This window comes from Bacillus cereus group sp. Bc010 (assembly GCF_027716745.1).
Lineage (GTDB): Bacteria > Bacillota > Bacilli > Bacillales > Bacillaceae_G > Bacillus_A > Bacillus_A pacificus.
This window is the reverse complement of record NZ_JAQFUY010000033.1, coordinates 1-15999: the sequence shown is the minus strand read 5'-3', so window position 1 is coordinate 15999 and position 15999 is coordinate 1. Positions and strand designations below refer to the sequence as shown.

The window sequence follows — 15999 nt, the reverse complement described above, 5'->3', positions numbered from 1 at the left end:
ATGAAGAAAGTCGGTTTTTTTCAATCTATTCATTTAAAATTTGTACTCATATATATGCTATTAATATTGATAGCTATGCAAGTTATTGGGGTATATTTCGTAAGAGAGTTAGAAAAGAGTCTTGTACAAGGTTTTAGAGATTCTTTAACGCAACAAACGAACTTATTATCGTATAACTTGAAACAAGAGTTTAAAAAAAGTTATACAAAAGCAGAGACAGAATCAACAGGTGAAACGATTAAAACTTCCATTCGAAAATTTGCCTCTGATCGAAAGAAGGATATTCAAGAGGTAAGTGTATTTGATGCGAATAGAAAGCTGCTCGCTATTTCAGATGAGTCAAAGCAAAACAAGGTAAATAGAACGTCAACTGATATAGCTGTTCAGCGGGTATTGGTACAAAAAAAACCAGAAGTGAAAATTGAGAAGGATGGTCGTACAGGTCACCGTGTACAAGTTATGATTACTCCTATTATGGATGATAACAACAAAGATGCACTTGGTGCTATTTACGTTGTTGCATCCATGGAAGATGTTTATAAGCAGATGAAGGATATTAATCAAATCTTTGCGACTGGAACCGTTATTGCATTACTCGTAACAGCTGTACTTGGAATTTTGTTAGCTCAAACGATTACGAGACCAATCTCTGATATGCGAAGACAAGCAATTGAAATGGCAAAAGGAAACTATTCAAGAAAAGTAAAAGTGCATAGCCATGATGAAATTGGACAATTAGCATTATCTTTCAATAATTTATCAAAAAAATTACAACAAGCTCGTTCTTCAACAGAAAGTGAAAGACGCAAATTGTCATCCGTATTATCACATATGACAGATGGAGTAATTGCTACTGACCGAAAAGGGGACATTATTTTATTAAATGATCCTGCGGAAAAGATGCTAAATGTTTCGCGTGAAACGGCGCTCGATCAATCTGTTTTAGAAGTATTGGGAATACAAGAAGAATTTACGCTCGATCATTTATACGAAGAGCCGGATTCTGTTTTATTAGATTTTAGTACGAGAAATGAGCCATATATTTTACGCGCTAGTTTCTCTGTTATTCAAAAAGAGACAGGGAAAGCAAATGGTTTAATTGCCGTATTATATGATGTGACTGAGCAGGAGCGTATAGAAAGAGAACGCCGCGAGTTTGTAGCAAACGTCTCTCATGAATTAAGAACGCCATTAACGACAATGCGCAGTTACTTAGAGGCACTTACAGACGGTGCATGGCAAGATCCAAATATTGCACCACAATTTTTAACAGTTACACAAGAAGAAACAGAAAGAATGATTAGACTTGTAAATGCGTTATTGCAACTATCTAAACTCGATAGTACAGAACATCGTTTAATGAAAGAATGGGTCGACTTTACTGACTTCTTTAATAACATTATTGATCGTTTTGAAATGTCTAAAGAGCAAAACGTAAGCTTCAAACGATCTTTCTCTAAAAAATCTCGATTTATTGATATGGATACGGATAAAATTACGCAAGTATTGTATAACATTATTTCGAATGCATTAAAGTATTCGCCAGAAGGTGGAACCGTAACATATCGTTTACGTGATCGTGGAGAATTATTAGAGATTAGTGTAAGTGACCAAGGAATGGGTATTCCGAAAGAAAACGTTGATAAAATCTTTGAACGTTTTTATCGCGTAGATAAAGCACGTTCAAGACAAATGGGCGGTACAGGACTTGGATTAGCGATTGCGAAAGAAATGATTGAGGCACATGGTGGCTCGATTTGGGCAAAGAGTGAGGAAGGAAAAGGGACAACGATTTATTTCACATTGCCTATGGCAGCAGATGAAGAGGACGAATGGGAATGAGTATGGAGAATGTTAAAACGATAGTTTTAATTAATTTAGTTGTAATTAGTCTATTTCTTACTTTTAACTTATGGACGTATGTGCCAGATTCCACATCTATGCAAAATGCAAAATTTGTACAGGGGAATGAGGGAAATACTCAAACTAAAATCGCTGATGTTGTCCGTCCTACTTCTATCATCGTGCATAAAGATAAAAATCATTACGGGAGCAAAAGAGAGGGAGATATAGAATCAATCTATAGAACTTTGGAAGCAGGGGAATTACATGAGTTCAAAGAGATATCGATTGCTAAGGCTGACTTCCTTTCTTATGTTCATGGTGAAGGGAAAATTGAACTTATTTTCCCTACCAACATCCCATTTGATGCAGTTAAATCTATGTTTAGTATGAAAGAAAAAAGTATAGCTAAGCCTAAACACTTTAATCGAATTATTCTTGATCCTTCTAGAAGTAGGGATCAAGAAATTAAAATTAATTTTGTTTCTGATGGTGATAACTCTAGAATATATGAAGCAAAATTAAGTGGTGTGTATTTAAAAGATATTGTAAATGCACAAAATCAATTTATAGTATCAGCGAAACCTTATTTTGACTATCAAATTAATGATATGAAAAAGTTATTTTTACCAGATGGAACGACAGAATTAAGTAATATAACATATATTTCATCTAATTTGGCGGTTGATACATTTAAGAATGCTCTTTTTAGTGATCCACGTTATTTAAGCCCTATTATCGAGAGATCGAAAGAAATATTTACAGATGGTATTAGGTCTATGGAGATTGAAAACGATCAGCATATGCTAAAGTATAAAAATTCTTCTGTTTTAAGTGAGAAAAAGCCAGATAATTTAATGCTTTTACAAAAAAGTTTTGATTTTGTAAATGGTCACAGTGGGAGTTTGGATTCATATCGTTTGGACTATATGAATAAAGGACAGACAGTATTCCGCTTACAGGAAGATGGATATCCCGTATTCAATACAGATGGATTAGCTGAATTGAGACAAGTATGGGGATCGGAAGAAGTAATGGAATATGAAAGACCGTTGCTTTCTTTAAATACGAAAGGTATAGAGCAGAAGGTTACTCTTCCGTCAGGTCATGTTGTAATAGCATCCTTAGAAAATAATGCCGCGGTAGATAAAAGATCTATTAAAGATATTGGGATTGGATACAAATTATCACTAGATGGGCAAGTAGCGCGACTACAGCCAATTTGGTATGTAAAGTTTGTTGAAGATGAAGCTGGCAAACAAAAAATATATGAGTGGAATGAGGGAGGACTAAATGGATTGGGATCGGATTAAAACCATATTTATTGTGACCTTTTTTGTTTTGGACCTCTTTCTCATTTTTCAATTCATTCAAAAGCAAGATAGTAATCAATTGGAGCTTATTGCAGAAACAAAGATAGATCAAGAATTAAAAGCAAACAAAATTACTATGGGTAATTTTCCTAAAGAACCGAAAAAAGAGTCATTTATTAGGGCTGAAAACAAGACATTTAAAGAAGAAGACGTACAGTCTTTAAAAAATCAAACGGCGCATATACAAAATATGTACAAGATAGAAAGTAAGCTAAAAGAGCCCTTTTTAAATACAAAATCTTTATCCAAAGATAAGTATAATGATTTTTTGAAGAACTATGTATTAGATGGACAAAAGTATGAGTTTGGGGCGATGAAAGACTCTAAAATTTACTTCTTCCAAAAATATAAAGATAAGCCTATTTTCTATAACGATCAGGCAATGATTGTTGTGGAATTAAATGAAAAAAATGAACTTGTGTCGTACACGCAGACGATGCTAACAGGTTTAAAAGAAATGGGCGAAAGTGAAAAAACGAAACAGCAAGAAATTATTACTGCCCAAACTGCTTTAGAAAATCTGTATTTAAAAAATAAAATTCATGGTAATACACATGTAAAAGAAGCGCAAATTGGTTATGCAAACCTTACCGCATCTACTTCTAATAACCAAGTACTTGCTCCAACGTGGAACTTAAAGACGGAGCAGAAGCAGGACTTCTTTGTAAATGCAATTGAAGGACAAGTTATGGAATTAGGGGAAAAGGAAAATCAAGTGGTTGATGAACATACTGGAGTGAGAAAGAATGGGATTGCATTTTAGCGTACTTGCAAGTGGAAGTACAGGGAATATGCTATATGTAGGAACAGATGAAAAGAAGTTACTTGTCGATGCAGGTTTAAGTGGTAAAGCAACTGAGGCTTTATTTAAACAGGCAGAATTAAATATAAACGATGTATCGGGTATTCTTGTAACACATGAACATAGTGATCATATTAAAGGATTAGGTGTATTGGCACGTAAATATGATTTACCTGTTTATGCAAATGAGAAAACATGGAATGCAATGGAACACTTAATAGGAAATATCCCAACTGAGCAAAAGTTTATTTTCTCAGTTGGTGATGTAAAAACATTCGGTGATATTGAGGTCGAGTCATTTGGAGTTTCACATGACGCGGCAGAGCCGATGTTCTATGCTTTTCATAACAATAATAGAAAGTTAGCTCTTATTACAGATACAGGATACGTGAGTGACCGTATGAAAGGTGTTATTAAGGGGGCTAATGCTTTCGTGTTTGAAAGCAATCATGACGTGGAAATGCTTCGTATGGGACGCTATCCATGGAGTATTAAGCGACGTATTTTAAGCGATGTGGGGCACGTTTGTAATGAAGATGCTGCATTAGCGATGGCGGATGTAATTACAGATGAGACAAAGCATATTTATTTAGCCCATTTAAGTTTAGATAATAACATGAAAGAATTGGCGCGTATGTCAGTATCACAAGTATTAGAGGAAAAGGGATTTGGAGTGGGAGAAGCTTTTGAAATCCACGATACAGATCCAAAAATGCCTACAAAAATTCAATACGTATAATTCTCCATTTTAGTAAACAATAAAGGTGAATATAGTTGTTTTCAGGAAGATGGGTGAACAAATATGTCCTTTATTGATGGAGAAAATTATCGTATGAAACGTGCAAGGAAAAAGAAGCATAAAGGTATTGTTATTTCTAGCATAGCAGGAACAATTGTAGGAGCTTCGTTATTTGCATTTGGAGCTCCTTTATTTTCAAATGATACGGACGCGTTTCCGCAAGCTGAAGCAAGTGGAAGTAATATGGCGGAAGCTCAAGGCATTAAACAGATTAGTTTTGTGGATGCTGTTGATCGTGCGTCTGAAGCTGTTGTTGGAGTTATTAATATTCAACGAGATAATTTTTCAGAGGCAGATTCAGAAGCAGGTACGGGATCAGGTGTAATTTATAAGAAGACAGATGGTCAAGCTTATATTGTAACGAATAATCATGTTGTTGCTGGAGCAAATCGTATTGAAGTAAGTTTAAGTGACGGTAAGAAGGTTCCAGGAAAGGTATTAGGAACCGATGTAGTCACAGATTTGGCTGTACTAGAGATAGATGCAAAGCATGTGAAAAAAGTAATTGAGATTGGCGATTCTAATACTGTTCGTAGAGGAGAACCAGTCATTGCAATTGGAAACCCACTTGGGCTCCAATTTTCTGGAACTGTCACACAAGGTATTATTTCAGCTAATGAGCGTATTGTCCCTGTAGATTTAGATCAAGATGGACATTATGATTGGCAAGTAGAAGTGTTGCAAACAGACGCAGCAATCAATCCAGGTAATAGTGGTGGTGCGCTTGTAAATGCAGCGGGTCAATTAATTGGTATTAACTCAATGAAAATTGCGGCAAAAGAAGTAGAAGGAATTGGGCTAGCTATTCCTGTTACTAGAGCTGTTCCAATTATGAATGAATTAGAGAAGTACGGAAAAGTAAGAAGACCGTATGTTGGAATTGAACTGAGATCATTAAATGAAATTCCAAACTACTATTGGTCAAAAACATTGCATTTACCAGGCAATGTAACAGAGGGAGTTTGCATTTTAGATGTGAAAAGTCCTTCGCCAGGTACAGATGCTGGTTTGCGAGAACACGATGTGATTGTAGCAGTAGATGGGAAACCAGTTCGCGATATTATCGGATTCCGTACGGCCTTATATGATAAAAAAATTAATGATAAAATGACTCTTACGTTTTATCGTGGTACAAAACGAGCAACAACAACGGTTAAACTAGGCATTCAAAAGTATTAAAAACAGGAGGGCCTACCTCCTGTTTTCTATTGTAGAAAAGTGAGGTGAAGAATATGAACTTACCTTGTTGTTTAGAACATGTTGAATTAGCTTTAGATATTATTGTGGATGAGTGTGAAGTGCCACCGGTTATTAACAATGTGGATAACTCAGAAAAAGAGAAAAAAACATGTGAATTTTGTCAAAATGAGGCGACATATGTTGTATCGAACACAGATTCTCACACAATATGTGGGTAACAATTGTGGATATGTGGATAAGTTATGTGGATAACATGTTTGTAAGGTGGGGAATACGTGTGAATATCTCGATTATTTCAATTGGGAAATTAAAAGAAAAATATTTAAAACAAGGTATAGCAGAATACTTAAAACGATTATCTGCATACGCAAAAGTAGAAGTAATTGAATTGCCAGATGAAAAGGCACCAGAAAATTTAAGTGAAGCAGAAATGTTAATTGTAAAAGAAAAAGAAGGTATACGTATACTAGATAAAATTTCTGATGATACGCATGTCATTGCGTTAGCGATAGAAGGAAAGCAAAAATCATCAGAAGAATTTGCAGTAAGCTTAGATCGTCTTGCTACATATGGGAAGAGTAAAGTTGCCTTTGTAATTGGTGGATCACTTGGACTAAGTTCAGAAGTAATGAAACGTTCAAATGAATCTCTTTCTTTTTCAAAGATGACACTACCACATCAATTAATGCGATTAGTATTGCTTGAGCAAGTGTATAGAGCATTTCGTATTAATCGTGGGGAACCTTATCATAAGTAACGGTAAACTTTATTGTGTATCCTTACTAATAATTAAGATTAAATGAATAAAAGCCGCTTAGCGGCTTTTATTCATTTAAGGCTGATTCTACAGCACTATTAAGGTTTGTTATATTTTCAACATTAAGAGCTGCTCTTAATGAGTTTCTTCTATTTCTGATAGGTCTAGAGAAATTATGAAAGGTTGTTTCTAAATTAATAAGTTGTTTTGCATTATTTTCGAGATTTCTAGATAAATCAACTATTTGTTGATGTAAAGGATTGGCTTGATTAAATTTGGGTATAACCTTGTAAATTAACTTATGTATGTGTCTTTCACCAAAGAGTCCCCTAGCTTGAAATGGTCTTATAATTTCATTTACATAAGTAGAATTAATCATCCCTATTAAATATAGTGCTTCTTCTTCACTATCTGTACCGTAAACGTAGGTTGTTTGATCTGCTATAAATGGATACGGGCTATCCTTATGATTACGTTGAATAGCAGCACAAGGTATACTACCACCAGCCCCACAGTGGACAAGAAATTCTTTGTTAATATAAGATTGCTGTGTTATTTTACCACGCAAATTGAGCTTTTGGTATATGCTTTGAGTAAGTACATTGTAGTTATCAATTTTTTCGAACCAACTTGCTATAGAGTCATGGCCAAGATCAATTAATTCTTCAGAGGTTAACATTCTAGGTGCGTTGTCAACAATCTCAATTGGTAGTAATACTTTAGGTAAGTAATCCTCTAGAATTACAAAAGGTAAGACAGTGTTAGATGTAACAGTTGAGAATAAGTATTTTCTATTTACGAAATCTTCAAATACTATACCTTTAAGCTTTTTATTATCCCTGTTAGCCAATTCTATAGCTGATGTCTGAACATGAACCATATTACTTGCTGGATTATTACTAACTAAATCAATAAATAATGCTGTACGAGGCATCAAATCTGCACCTTGCTTAAACTGTGGAGTATAATAATTTGATCCATGAACGGTGTATCCACTATTCTCTACACGAAGCCATGCATTTTTATCTGCTAAAGTACAAAGTGCTAGGTTCCCTACCTCATAGTGATGCATGTCTTCTTTATAAAACCTTGCTGGAATATTGTTATGGATTGAGTTAGTTACTTGAGATCTTTTTCCGAATATCACACAACTTGGTAAATTGAATAGGTTTTCTATTTCTTTTAAATCCCAAACTTCATCAATGCAAAATGGAACAGCTTCCTTGAAACTAAATTTCCTAAAAGGTGCATGATTATCTCCGTCAGCAATGCTTCTTGAAACGACAAATGCCACCTTTCCATCCTCTTTAAGGAAATGTTTTACATTGTGCAAAGCAAATGTTGTTGAAATCTCTGAATGTAAGAAGCTGTCCCCAGGTGGTTTTATCCCAAAATACCGTGCCTGTTTCTCCAATTGTTCTTTGTATGGTACATTAGGAAGATTACTTATTGTTAACCATGGGGGATTTGTAGCGATAACATCAAATTGCCCTGCAATTAAACTAGGTCTATAACTATTTCTAAGGATAAAGGCCCAAAGACCGTCTTGCTGTTCTATAATTCGACGTGCCATCTCATTAACTAAATTAGAAGTAGCTTCCACTAATAGCTCTAAGTCAGGCCCATCTAATTGGTTTAAGAAGTTGTCGTTTAGTATATTTGGTAATATACTTCTTGAATTGTTGCTTTCTAATTTTGTAAATTGATTAGATTGCTCGTATATTTTTGAAATGTGATGTGCTTTTCTGTTACACCAATTGATAAATAAATCAAATTCTTTAGAGTGGCTGAGTAAAAGATTAGGAATTTCAATTTTCACTTCATCAAAAGAAATGACAGGATTCCCGGTAACTTCATCACCATCAGCGGTAGTTTCATCTTTTGCAATGAATAAGGAATCTGCATGATAGATAGGAATATCGACAGGTCTCTCAGATTCTCTTATTAAATCTGCTAGGGTCATTGCCCAAACTGCTTTGGAAAGGATTACTGCAGTGGGATCAATATCGATACCTGTTACAGCATCGGTGATTAATACTAATTTTTCTTCATTAGTAAACTCTCTATTATTATAATATTCACGAGTTCGTGTTAAGGCTGCCCGAATGAAGTTCCCACAACCACATGCAGGGTCTAAATACTTAAAGTTATCATTTATATTTTCAAACATTTTTTCTACTACTGCGTTTGCTAGATGGGTTGGGGTGCTTTTTTGACCTAATACGCCTCTTTGTTCATCTGGTAACATTTCATCGTAGATTAGTTGAATCATATTTTCTTCAGTAACAGTTGCAAAGTCATACATCTTTAAATGATGAAAAAGATGCCTTGCGACTGGGAAGAAGTTATTAATCCACTGCTCATTGGCAATCCAACCATAGTAATCGTAATCAACAAGGTTATTTATTTTTGCAACATTACGGAAAAACTCTCCATTTAGGATACTTTTAATCATTTGGTCGTTATTATTTAATGTCTTTTGGTAACTGGTTGCAACCATTAACCTTGATAGGATAAGTAAATATACCTGTTTTGTGTATAGTTCAATATTTAACGTTGTTTCTGAAATAGCATTATAATCATGCTGCTTTTTCCAAAGGTCTAATGCTAATTTGACTTCAGATTCATGTGACGAATCTTGAACTATTTTTAATAATTGTGGGTAAACTACTGCAAATAAATTACTGTTTAACCCAAAGTCTCTTTGAATGTTATCTGCAGTAAGAGTTAGTAAATTTTCATCAAGTAAGATTCTTTCTAAAAATATAGTTAGATGTTGTGCATTAGATTCATTTGCTTGATTAACACTTAGCTGTTCAACTAACTCTAAGTTGACCATATCTGCGGTATATTGATTATCTGTAGGCGTGATTGTAGGAACTGGGCGGTAAACTCTCCAATTTATAACGTCAGTTGAAATACAGGCAAAGGAAGAGTTGGTTCCACCTTGTGTCCATAAGCTAGCTACATATCGCTTTAACTCTAGTTGAGCTTCCTCAAGTGATTTTCGATTTAATAAATCCCTTTTGAACTCTAAAATCATTTTTCCATTTAGAGTATCAATAAATCCTCGAGCGGATTCACTTGCTTGAGAAGGTGCAGTTGGAACATATGATTCGGCACCAACTGCAAATGACATAAGTTTGGAACGGTGATGTTCCTGAGGAAAGATTCGAGGTAAATATTGAATTAACAATTCTTTTCGAGCTCTTTCGTTAAGTGTGTTAGTGGAAATAATAGATCTAATTAAACTTAGTGTTTCATTTACAATTCCTACTTCAAGTTGGGTAGTTAGATTGTTTGACATCTATGTTCTCCTAAAGTGTGACATTAGTTTACCAATATTATACACTAAAATGATTGATAAGATATTCTAAACAAATAACAGTTTTTCTTGTATTATTATAGAACGGTAGTTCGTAAAAAGGATAGGATGATATTGATGAAAAATTCTAATTTTGAAAAAATATACAAAACAGCTTTTCCCTCAAAGCGAAGTGGGAATTTATATAACGCTTTTTCATATCCAACTAAGATATCCCCAGAGGTTATTGCTGTATTTATAGCATCCCACACAGAACCAGGAGATGTCATAGTGGATACATTTGGTGGGAGTGGGACAACAGGATTGGCAACCCATTTATGCTCTAATCCAACCCCTGAAGTCATGGAGATTGCAAATGTAATGGGAGCATCAGTTAAATGGGGGCCGAGAAAAGCGTACATATATGAGCTTAGTTCGCTAGGGTCTTTTGTAGGTAAGAATATGTGTAATCCCCCCAGTCCTGAAATGTTTTTGGAAGAGGCAAAAAAGCTGATTCAAACAGTTGATAATAAACTTGGATGGATGTATAAAATAGAGGATCCGGATGGAAATCAGGGAATCCTAAGACATGCTATTTGGAGTGAAGTTCTTATTTGTAATAATTGCGGAACAGAATCAAGTTATTGGGATAGTACAGTAAGTTTCGATCCTCTTGCAATGTCGGATACTTTTATTTGCTCTAATTGCCAGCACTCAATAAGTATAAATAATGTGAAAAGAGCAACTGAAGAATACTTTGATAAAGTTTTAAATAGAAAAATCTTAAGAAAGAAAAGAGTAATTAAAAGAGTATACGGACAAACGGGGAAAAAGAAATGGGTAAGGGATTCTAATGAATCAGATAAGTATTTATTATATGAAATAGAAAAAGGTGATTTTAATTCAAAAATCCCTATAGAAGGTATAAAATGGGGGGATTTATATAGATCGGGTTACCATTTTGGGATTACTCATGCCCATCATTTTTATACAAAAAGGAACCTTCATATAATTTCAGAACTAATGAATGAAATAAAAAATGCGCCAAAAGAAATCCAAGAATCTTTAAAGTTGCTAGTATTAAGTTATAATTCGTCTCACAGTACACTGATGACTAGGGTAGTACTTAAGAAAAATCAAAAAGATTTCGTATTAACTGGTGCCCAATCTGGCGTTCTCTATATAAGTAACTTGCCAGTAGAAAAAAATATACTTTTAGGTCTTAACAGAAAAATTAATACTTTTTATAAAGCATTCTCAACTATTAACAACAGTGAAAGTATAGTAGAAGTGCTAAACAAAAGTAGTACTAATTTGAGTGAAGTTGAGAGCAATTCAGTAAAGTATGTTTTTACTGATCCACCTTTTGGTGACTATATACCTTATTCTGAGCTCAATTTTTTAAATGAGATTTGGCTTGAAAATAAGACTAATATTAAGGAAGAAATTATTATTAGTTCTTCACAGAGAAAAGGTATCAATGAATATGAAGAATTAATGACAAAAGTATTTACTGAAATTTCTAGAGTACTGATGGATGATGGCTGTGCTACAGTAGTATTCCATTCTGCAAAAGCAGGGGTATGGAGAGCTTTACAAAATGCATATAATAAAGCAGGATTAAAAATTGTTTTATCGAGTGTACTCGATAAATTACAGGGAAGTTTTAAACAAGTCTCTTCAAATGTTACTGTTAAAGGTGACCCGTTATTGTTATTGGAAAAGAGCGATGATATCGCCCAATCCTTTACTAATGAAATTGATATAAATGAACTTATTTTTGAATTGTTAACAGAGGCTCAAAATAGAAATGAAAAAGTGACAGCTGAAAGGCTATTTTCAAGATTTATAAACTATTGTTTAGAAAGAGAAATTATTGTTTCTATAGATGCAGGTGATTTCTATAATAAATTAAACTCCCTAAGTCATATAATTTTTGAAGGTGATTACGTTGCATATAAAGAATAAGGATGAAGTTATCTCTGAATTAAATAAGAAGAAAAGATTAGGTCAGTATTTCAGTGGGGAAAAGTTGTCCAAACTTCTTTCGGCATTTGCAGTGTCTCCGGTGTATAGCTCGATTATTGATCCAATGTGTGGCAAGGCAGATATGCTAGTTGCGGCTAGTTTAGTTAATAACCAAGCTGAGTTATATGGTATTGATATAGATGCTGTTGCAATAAATGCTGCAAAGAAAAATCTTGAAAACCACAATAGATTTATTGATTCACATTACTTATACATTGCAAATGCCCTCTCCACTGATATTATTAGAAAATTACCTTTTTTACAGTTCGATTTGGTCATTACAAATCCACCTTATGTCCGTTATCAAACAATAAGTAAAAATACTGATGATCAAGATTATCCAAGTGCAGAAGAGGTAAGAAAATCTTTATTAGATCTTATCAAGGAAATGAAACATTTAGATAAAGAAGATAAAAAAATATTTACAGAAATTATAAAGGGTTATTCAGGCTTATCTGATTTAGCTGTCCCTTCTTGGATTCTTTGTTGTATGTTAACCAAAATTAATGGAAGGTTAGCAATGGTTGTACCTGAATCATGGTTAAGTCGAGATTATTCTTATCCTATTCAATACTTATTACTGAAATATTTTGAATTAGAGTATGTCATCGAAGATGTTGATAGGTGTTGGTTTAAAGAAGCTCAGATTAAGACTAATCTAATAATTGCTAAGAGAAGGTCAAGAGTCCCTGATCTCTTTAACTATTATAGGGGAAAACAGTATGTACATATTGCTGTAAGAAAAGAGTATGGTGATGAGCGAAGTCTAATTGGTAATTTAATTCCTCAAGGTGAAAATAAGGAATTGATATTTAAAAATGAAATTCAATATAATTTAGATAAATATGTGAAAGAGGATGTTTGTCAAGTTGTAGAAATATCTGATACACTCGAAAATCTAGCTGTAAATTCAAAAAAATTTAGTTGGTTTAAAAATACTGAGGGTACCTACGTGCCTAAAAACGAGGGAAAACAAAATATAAATATATTTCCAATATCCCTAAAGAAAATAGTTGAAACTTCTCCTTTAAAGTTTATTAACTTAGAGGATATGGGGGTGAAAATAGGTCAAGGATTAAGGACTGGAGCAAACAAGTTCTTTTATGTTGATTATATAAAGCAAGTTGAAGAGTTTTCCGTAGTTAAAGTGGATAAAATTTTCAAGAAAAGTACTATTAAAGTACCTTCAGCGTTGCTGGCACCGGTAGTTAGAAAACAAGTAGAACTTCCTTCTGATTTTATAATTAGTTCTACTGAAATTACTGGAAGGGTATTGCTTCTTAATGAAGCAATACACCCCAAAGACTTTGAAAAGATAAAAGAATTAGGTATAAATAAACAGATAATGAATGATGAATTGGCTAATTTTATAGATGAAGTAGAAACAACAAATGTTGGTTCAGAAGCTGAACCTAAATATATTCCAAATTTATCGGCAGTCAAAACGAATATAACTAAAATGAAGAATAACGATCCAAATACAATTAATTACTGGTATATGCTTCGAAAAATGGCAAGAAGACATCAACCAGATATATTTGTTCCCAGAATAATCAATCAAACACCTAGATTTATGCTTAATGCAGAGCCACCTATTATCATTGATGCCAACTTTTCATCTATTTGGCTTTCAAACGAAGCAGAAATTGATAAATATGGATTAGTTGCTTTGTTAAATAGTAGTTGGTTTTTATTAGTGTGTGAGCTAGTAGGAACTGTAATGGGAGGTGGGGCATTAAAATTAGAAGCAACACATTTAAAAAAGGTCCCAATTCCTCAATTATCAAAGACCCACTATACACAACTAGCTATACTAGGTAAAAAGTTAGTTAAAGGTGATAAAAGTGTAATTGTTCTTATAGACCAGCTAATTACGGAGGCGGTATCTCCTGATAAAGATAATCTTCTGTTAAAAGAGATTAAAGTTTTAACTATGAAGAAAAGGAGTGCTCGAATTAAAAAGTAGGTAAAGTATTAATTTAAACTAATTTTCCTAATCTACTGGAATATATATTGTTGAAATTGAAAATTGATTATACTAGCTATTCTTATAGGAAGTATAATCATAAAGAATTACAGACCCCATTTAGTTTATACTAAATGGGGTGTTACTTTTGTATTTGTTTATTATAAATTTTTTAATTGAAGCATGAAAAATTAATTTATAAGAATTTTTTTAGTAGGGATAGGTAATAAATCAAACAGAGATACAGAAATAAATTATGAGGTTAACTATGTTCCTTAATTAGATATTGTGAAAAATTTGTAAAAGCCAAATGAAAAATTAAAAGGATATTAGACAAACTAGATGTATTAGTTAAATGGAAAACAGTTGGAAGATAGCCCACTTGCCCACATTTTATATGAATATAAAGGTGTAGATAATGTATAAAGAACAGTTAATGATAGTAGCAGATTTATTAAAAATAATTAATAAAGAAAGAAATGATAAGGAGATGAAACACAAAGTAATAAAGGAAAGGATTGATAAAATATATAATTTTTTTAGAAATGAAATAGAATTGGCAAATATCAAATTAAATAATCAAGAAAGAAAAATATATAATTTATATATAAAAGATATAGAAAAAAAGAAATTTAGGGTGTATACAGGCATAATATATTTATTTTTATTAAATATATATGAAAATGATAGGGATTTCTTTAAATTTTTAAAGTACATTCATGTCGATGAAGCTAGTTATGAAGCATGGATGAACGCATGTAATGAACAAATACCATTGTATATAGATGAAGTTCTAAATATCCATTATGATAAATATTTCAAGCATATAAAAAAGGGTGAAAAAAAATTAAATTCTGCTTTATGGAAACAACAATGGTTGGAGAATCAGGAGATAGAGTTTAATGATTTACTGATATACTTTAGAGGGATTATATATCAACTGTGGAAATCTAATGCAGACAGGTTATTAGATATTATTAATAATGAAGAAACAGAAATCGATAAGATATTAGAAAAGGTTAAGGGGCTTCCTGAATTCAGGAGATATAAGTTTTATAAGAAATTCAGTAAGAGTTTGAATGAAACATTTTATGCAGAAATAAATAGCATGAAATACGAATTGAAAAAAGCAATGTATAGTTATGATAAAAAAGAAATTTTAAGGATATCAAGTGATTTATGGAGACTCAATACAATTTGTTTCCCGAAAATTGGAATAGAGGAAGAAGAGGTTTTCTTTATATACCTACAAAATATTTTATGGAATTCTACCTATAGTAAGTTACTAGTCGGGGATGTATTAAGCGAATTTAAAAATTATTTTTTAATGTTAGAGCAAAATCAAAAAAAATCAGTAGTGAAAAATTTACGAGAATTAATTAGTTATTCCAATAGTGATAATATAATGGAATTTATTGAGGGATTTATAACAGACAATAGAAGGATGCAAGACGAAAAAGAAATGATGGTTATGCAAGAGTATAAGCAATGGAGAGATAGATGTCTATTAGCATTTAAACAGAAAAAATTTGGAGATTTGCTAAAGCTGTTGCAGGCAAGAGAAGAATATAAGCACATGAAAAATAATGATGTTCTTATGTTGAAAAAAGTTAATAGTTTTTTTTATAGAGTTGAGAAGTATAAGGATCAAGAAGCATTATATATAATATTTGAAATATGTAGCTATTATAAAAAGTTTTTTGTATAGGAAGTAACATAATTTATTTTATTATGTTACTTCCTATTTTTTTGATTAGAAAGAAATTTACCTTTAGATTATTCAAAAAAGTAAAAACAAGTAAACGCAATCAAAAAAAAATCTTATAGTATATAGTCATAAGCAATAAGGAGTGTCAACAACGATTCAAATTTCCCCAATTTCAACGAAATGAAATTCCCCATTATGAACGGCTAAATCGTTGTTTGGG

11 protein-coding genes are annotated in these 15999 nt (G+C 32.7%); 10 read left to right on the top strand and 1 reads right to left on the bottom strand.

All coding sequences use genetic code 11. From position 1 onward, the window contains the following. The 7 genes from walK (at window position 1) to rlmH (ending at window position 6773) form a co-directional block, all read left to right on the top strand. Window positions 1-1842, top strand: coding sequence for a cell wall metabolism sensor histidine kinase WalK (gene walK / locus PDQ68_RS23830; RefSeq protein WP_000755380.1), 1842 nt, complete (start codon window positions 1-3; stop codon window positions 1840-1842). Next, window positions 1839-3155 (top strand): YycH family regulatory protein, encoded by a 1317-nt coding sequence (locus PDQ68_RS23825; RefSeq protein WP_029141246.1) that lies wholly within the window; start codon window positions 1839-1841, stop codon window positions 3153-3155. Before walK ends, PDQ68_RS23825 begins: the two co-directional genes overlap by 4 nt. Continuing rightward, a complete protein-coding gene (locus PDQ68_RS23820; protein ID WP_000383736.1) occupies window positions 3136-3978 on the top strand; it encodes a two-component system regulatory protein YycI in 843 nt (280 codons plus the stop codon). The genes PDQ68_RS23825 and PDQ68_RS23820 overlap by 20 nt, the downstream gene beginning before the upstream one ends. Next, window positions 3962-4756 (top strand): MBL fold metallo-hydrolase, encoded by a 795-nt coding sequence (locus PDQ68_RS23815; RefSeq protein ID WP_000522836.1) that lies wholly within the window; start codon window positions 3962-3964, stop codon window positions 4754-4756. The genes PDQ68_RS23820 and PDQ68_RS23815 overlap by 17 nt, the downstream gene beginning before the upstream one ends. 63 nt (window positions 4757-4819) lie before the next feature. Beyond that, window positions 4820-5995, top strand: coding sequence for a S1C family serine protease (locus tag PDQ68_RS23810; protein WP_000008058.1), 1176 nt, complete (start codon window positions 4820-4822; stop codon window positions 5993-5995). Window positions 5996-6048: 53 nt separating this feature from the next. Further along, on the top strand, window positions 6049-6234 hold the full coding sequence (locus tag PDQ68_RS23805; RefSeq protein ID WP_001052835.1) for a CxxH/CxxC protein: 186 nt from the start codon (window positions 6049-6051) through the stop codon (window positions 6232-6234). Between the two features lie 59 nt (window positions 6235-6293). After that, complete coding sequence (rlmH, locus tag PDQ68_RS23800) at window positions 6294-6773, top strand: 23S rRNA (pseudouridine(1915)-N(3))-methyltransferase RlmH (protein ID WP_001027003.1); 480 nt, start codon at window positions 6294-6296, stop codon at window positions 6771-6773. A gap of 67 nt (window positions 6774-6840) precedes the next feature. Here the strand turns inward: rlmH and PDQ68_RS23795 are convergent, their stop codons facing one another. Next, complete coding sequence (locus PDQ68_RS23795; RefSeq protein ID WP_046952066.1) at window positions 6841-10080, bottom strand: Eco57I restriction-modification methylase domain-containing protein; 3240 nt, start codon at window positions 10078-10080, stop codon at window positions 6841-6843. 135 nt (window positions 10081-10215) lie between these two features. Between PDQ68_RS23795 and PDQ68_RS23790 the strand changes: the two genes are divergently transcribed. The 3 genes from PDQ68_RS23790 to PDQ68_RS23780 all read left to right on the top strand — a co-directional run bounded on the left by PDQ68_RS23790 (window position 10216) and on the right by PDQ68_RS23780 (window position 15779). Beyond that, window positions 10216-12045 carry a DNA methyltransferase gene (locus tag PDQ68_RS23790; RefSeq protein ID WP_046952065.1) on the top strand — a complete coding sequence of 610 codons (1830 nt, stop codon included), beginning with the start codon at window positions 10216-10218 and terminating at the stop codon, window positions 12043-12045. Next, window positions 12029-14071 (top strand): N-6 DNA methylase, encoded by a 2043-nt coding sequence (locus PDQ68_RS23785; protein ID WP_046952064.1) that lies wholly within the window; start codon window positions 12029-12031, stop codon window positions 14069-14071. The genes PDQ68_RS23790 and PDQ68_RS23785 overlap by 17 nt, the downstream gene beginning before the upstream one ends. 418 nt (window positions 14072-14489) lie before the next feature. Then, a complete protein-coding gene (locus tag PDQ68_RS23780) occupies window positions 14490-15779 on the top strand; it encodes a hypothetical protein (RefSeq protein ID WP_046952063.1) in 1290 nt (429 codons plus the stop codon). Window positions 15780-15999 lie beyond the last annotated feature (220 nt).

Coding starts and splice junctions, on each gene's coding strand:
- walK (WP_000755380.1), top strand. CDS start 1: ATGAAGAAAGTCGGTTTTTTTCAATCTATTCATTTAAAATTTGTACTC.
- PDQ68_RS23825 (WP_029141246.1), top strand. CDS start 1,839: ATGAGTATGGAGAATGTTAAAACGATAGTTTTAATTAATTTAGTTGTA.
- PDQ68_RS23820 (WP_000383736.1), top strand. CDS start 3,136: ATGGATTGGGATCGGATTAAAACCATATTTATTGTGACCTTTTTTGTT.
- PDQ68_RS23815 (WP_000522836.1), top strand. CDS start 3,962: ATGGGATTGCATTTTAGCGTACTTGCAAGTGGAAGTACAGGGAATATG.
- PDQ68_RS23810 (WP_000008058.1), top strand. CDS start 4,820: ATGTCCTTTATTGATGGAGAAAATTATCGTATGAAACGTGCAAGGAAA.
- PDQ68_RS23805 (WP_001052835.1), top strand. CDS start 6,049: ATGAACTTACCTTGTTGTTTAGAACATGTTGAATTAGCTTTAGATATT.
- PDQ68_RS23795 (WP_046952066.1), bottom strand. CDS start 10,080: ATGTCAAACAATCTAACTACCCAACTTGAAGTAGGAATTGTAAATGAA.
- PDQ68_RS23790 (WP_046952065.1), top strand. CDS start 10,216: ATGAAAAATTCTAATTTTGAAAAAATATACAAAACAGCTTTTCCCTCA.
- PDQ68_RS23780 (WP_046952063.1), top strand. CDS start 14,490: ATGTATAAAGAACAGTTAATGATAGTAGCAGATTTATTAAAAATAATT.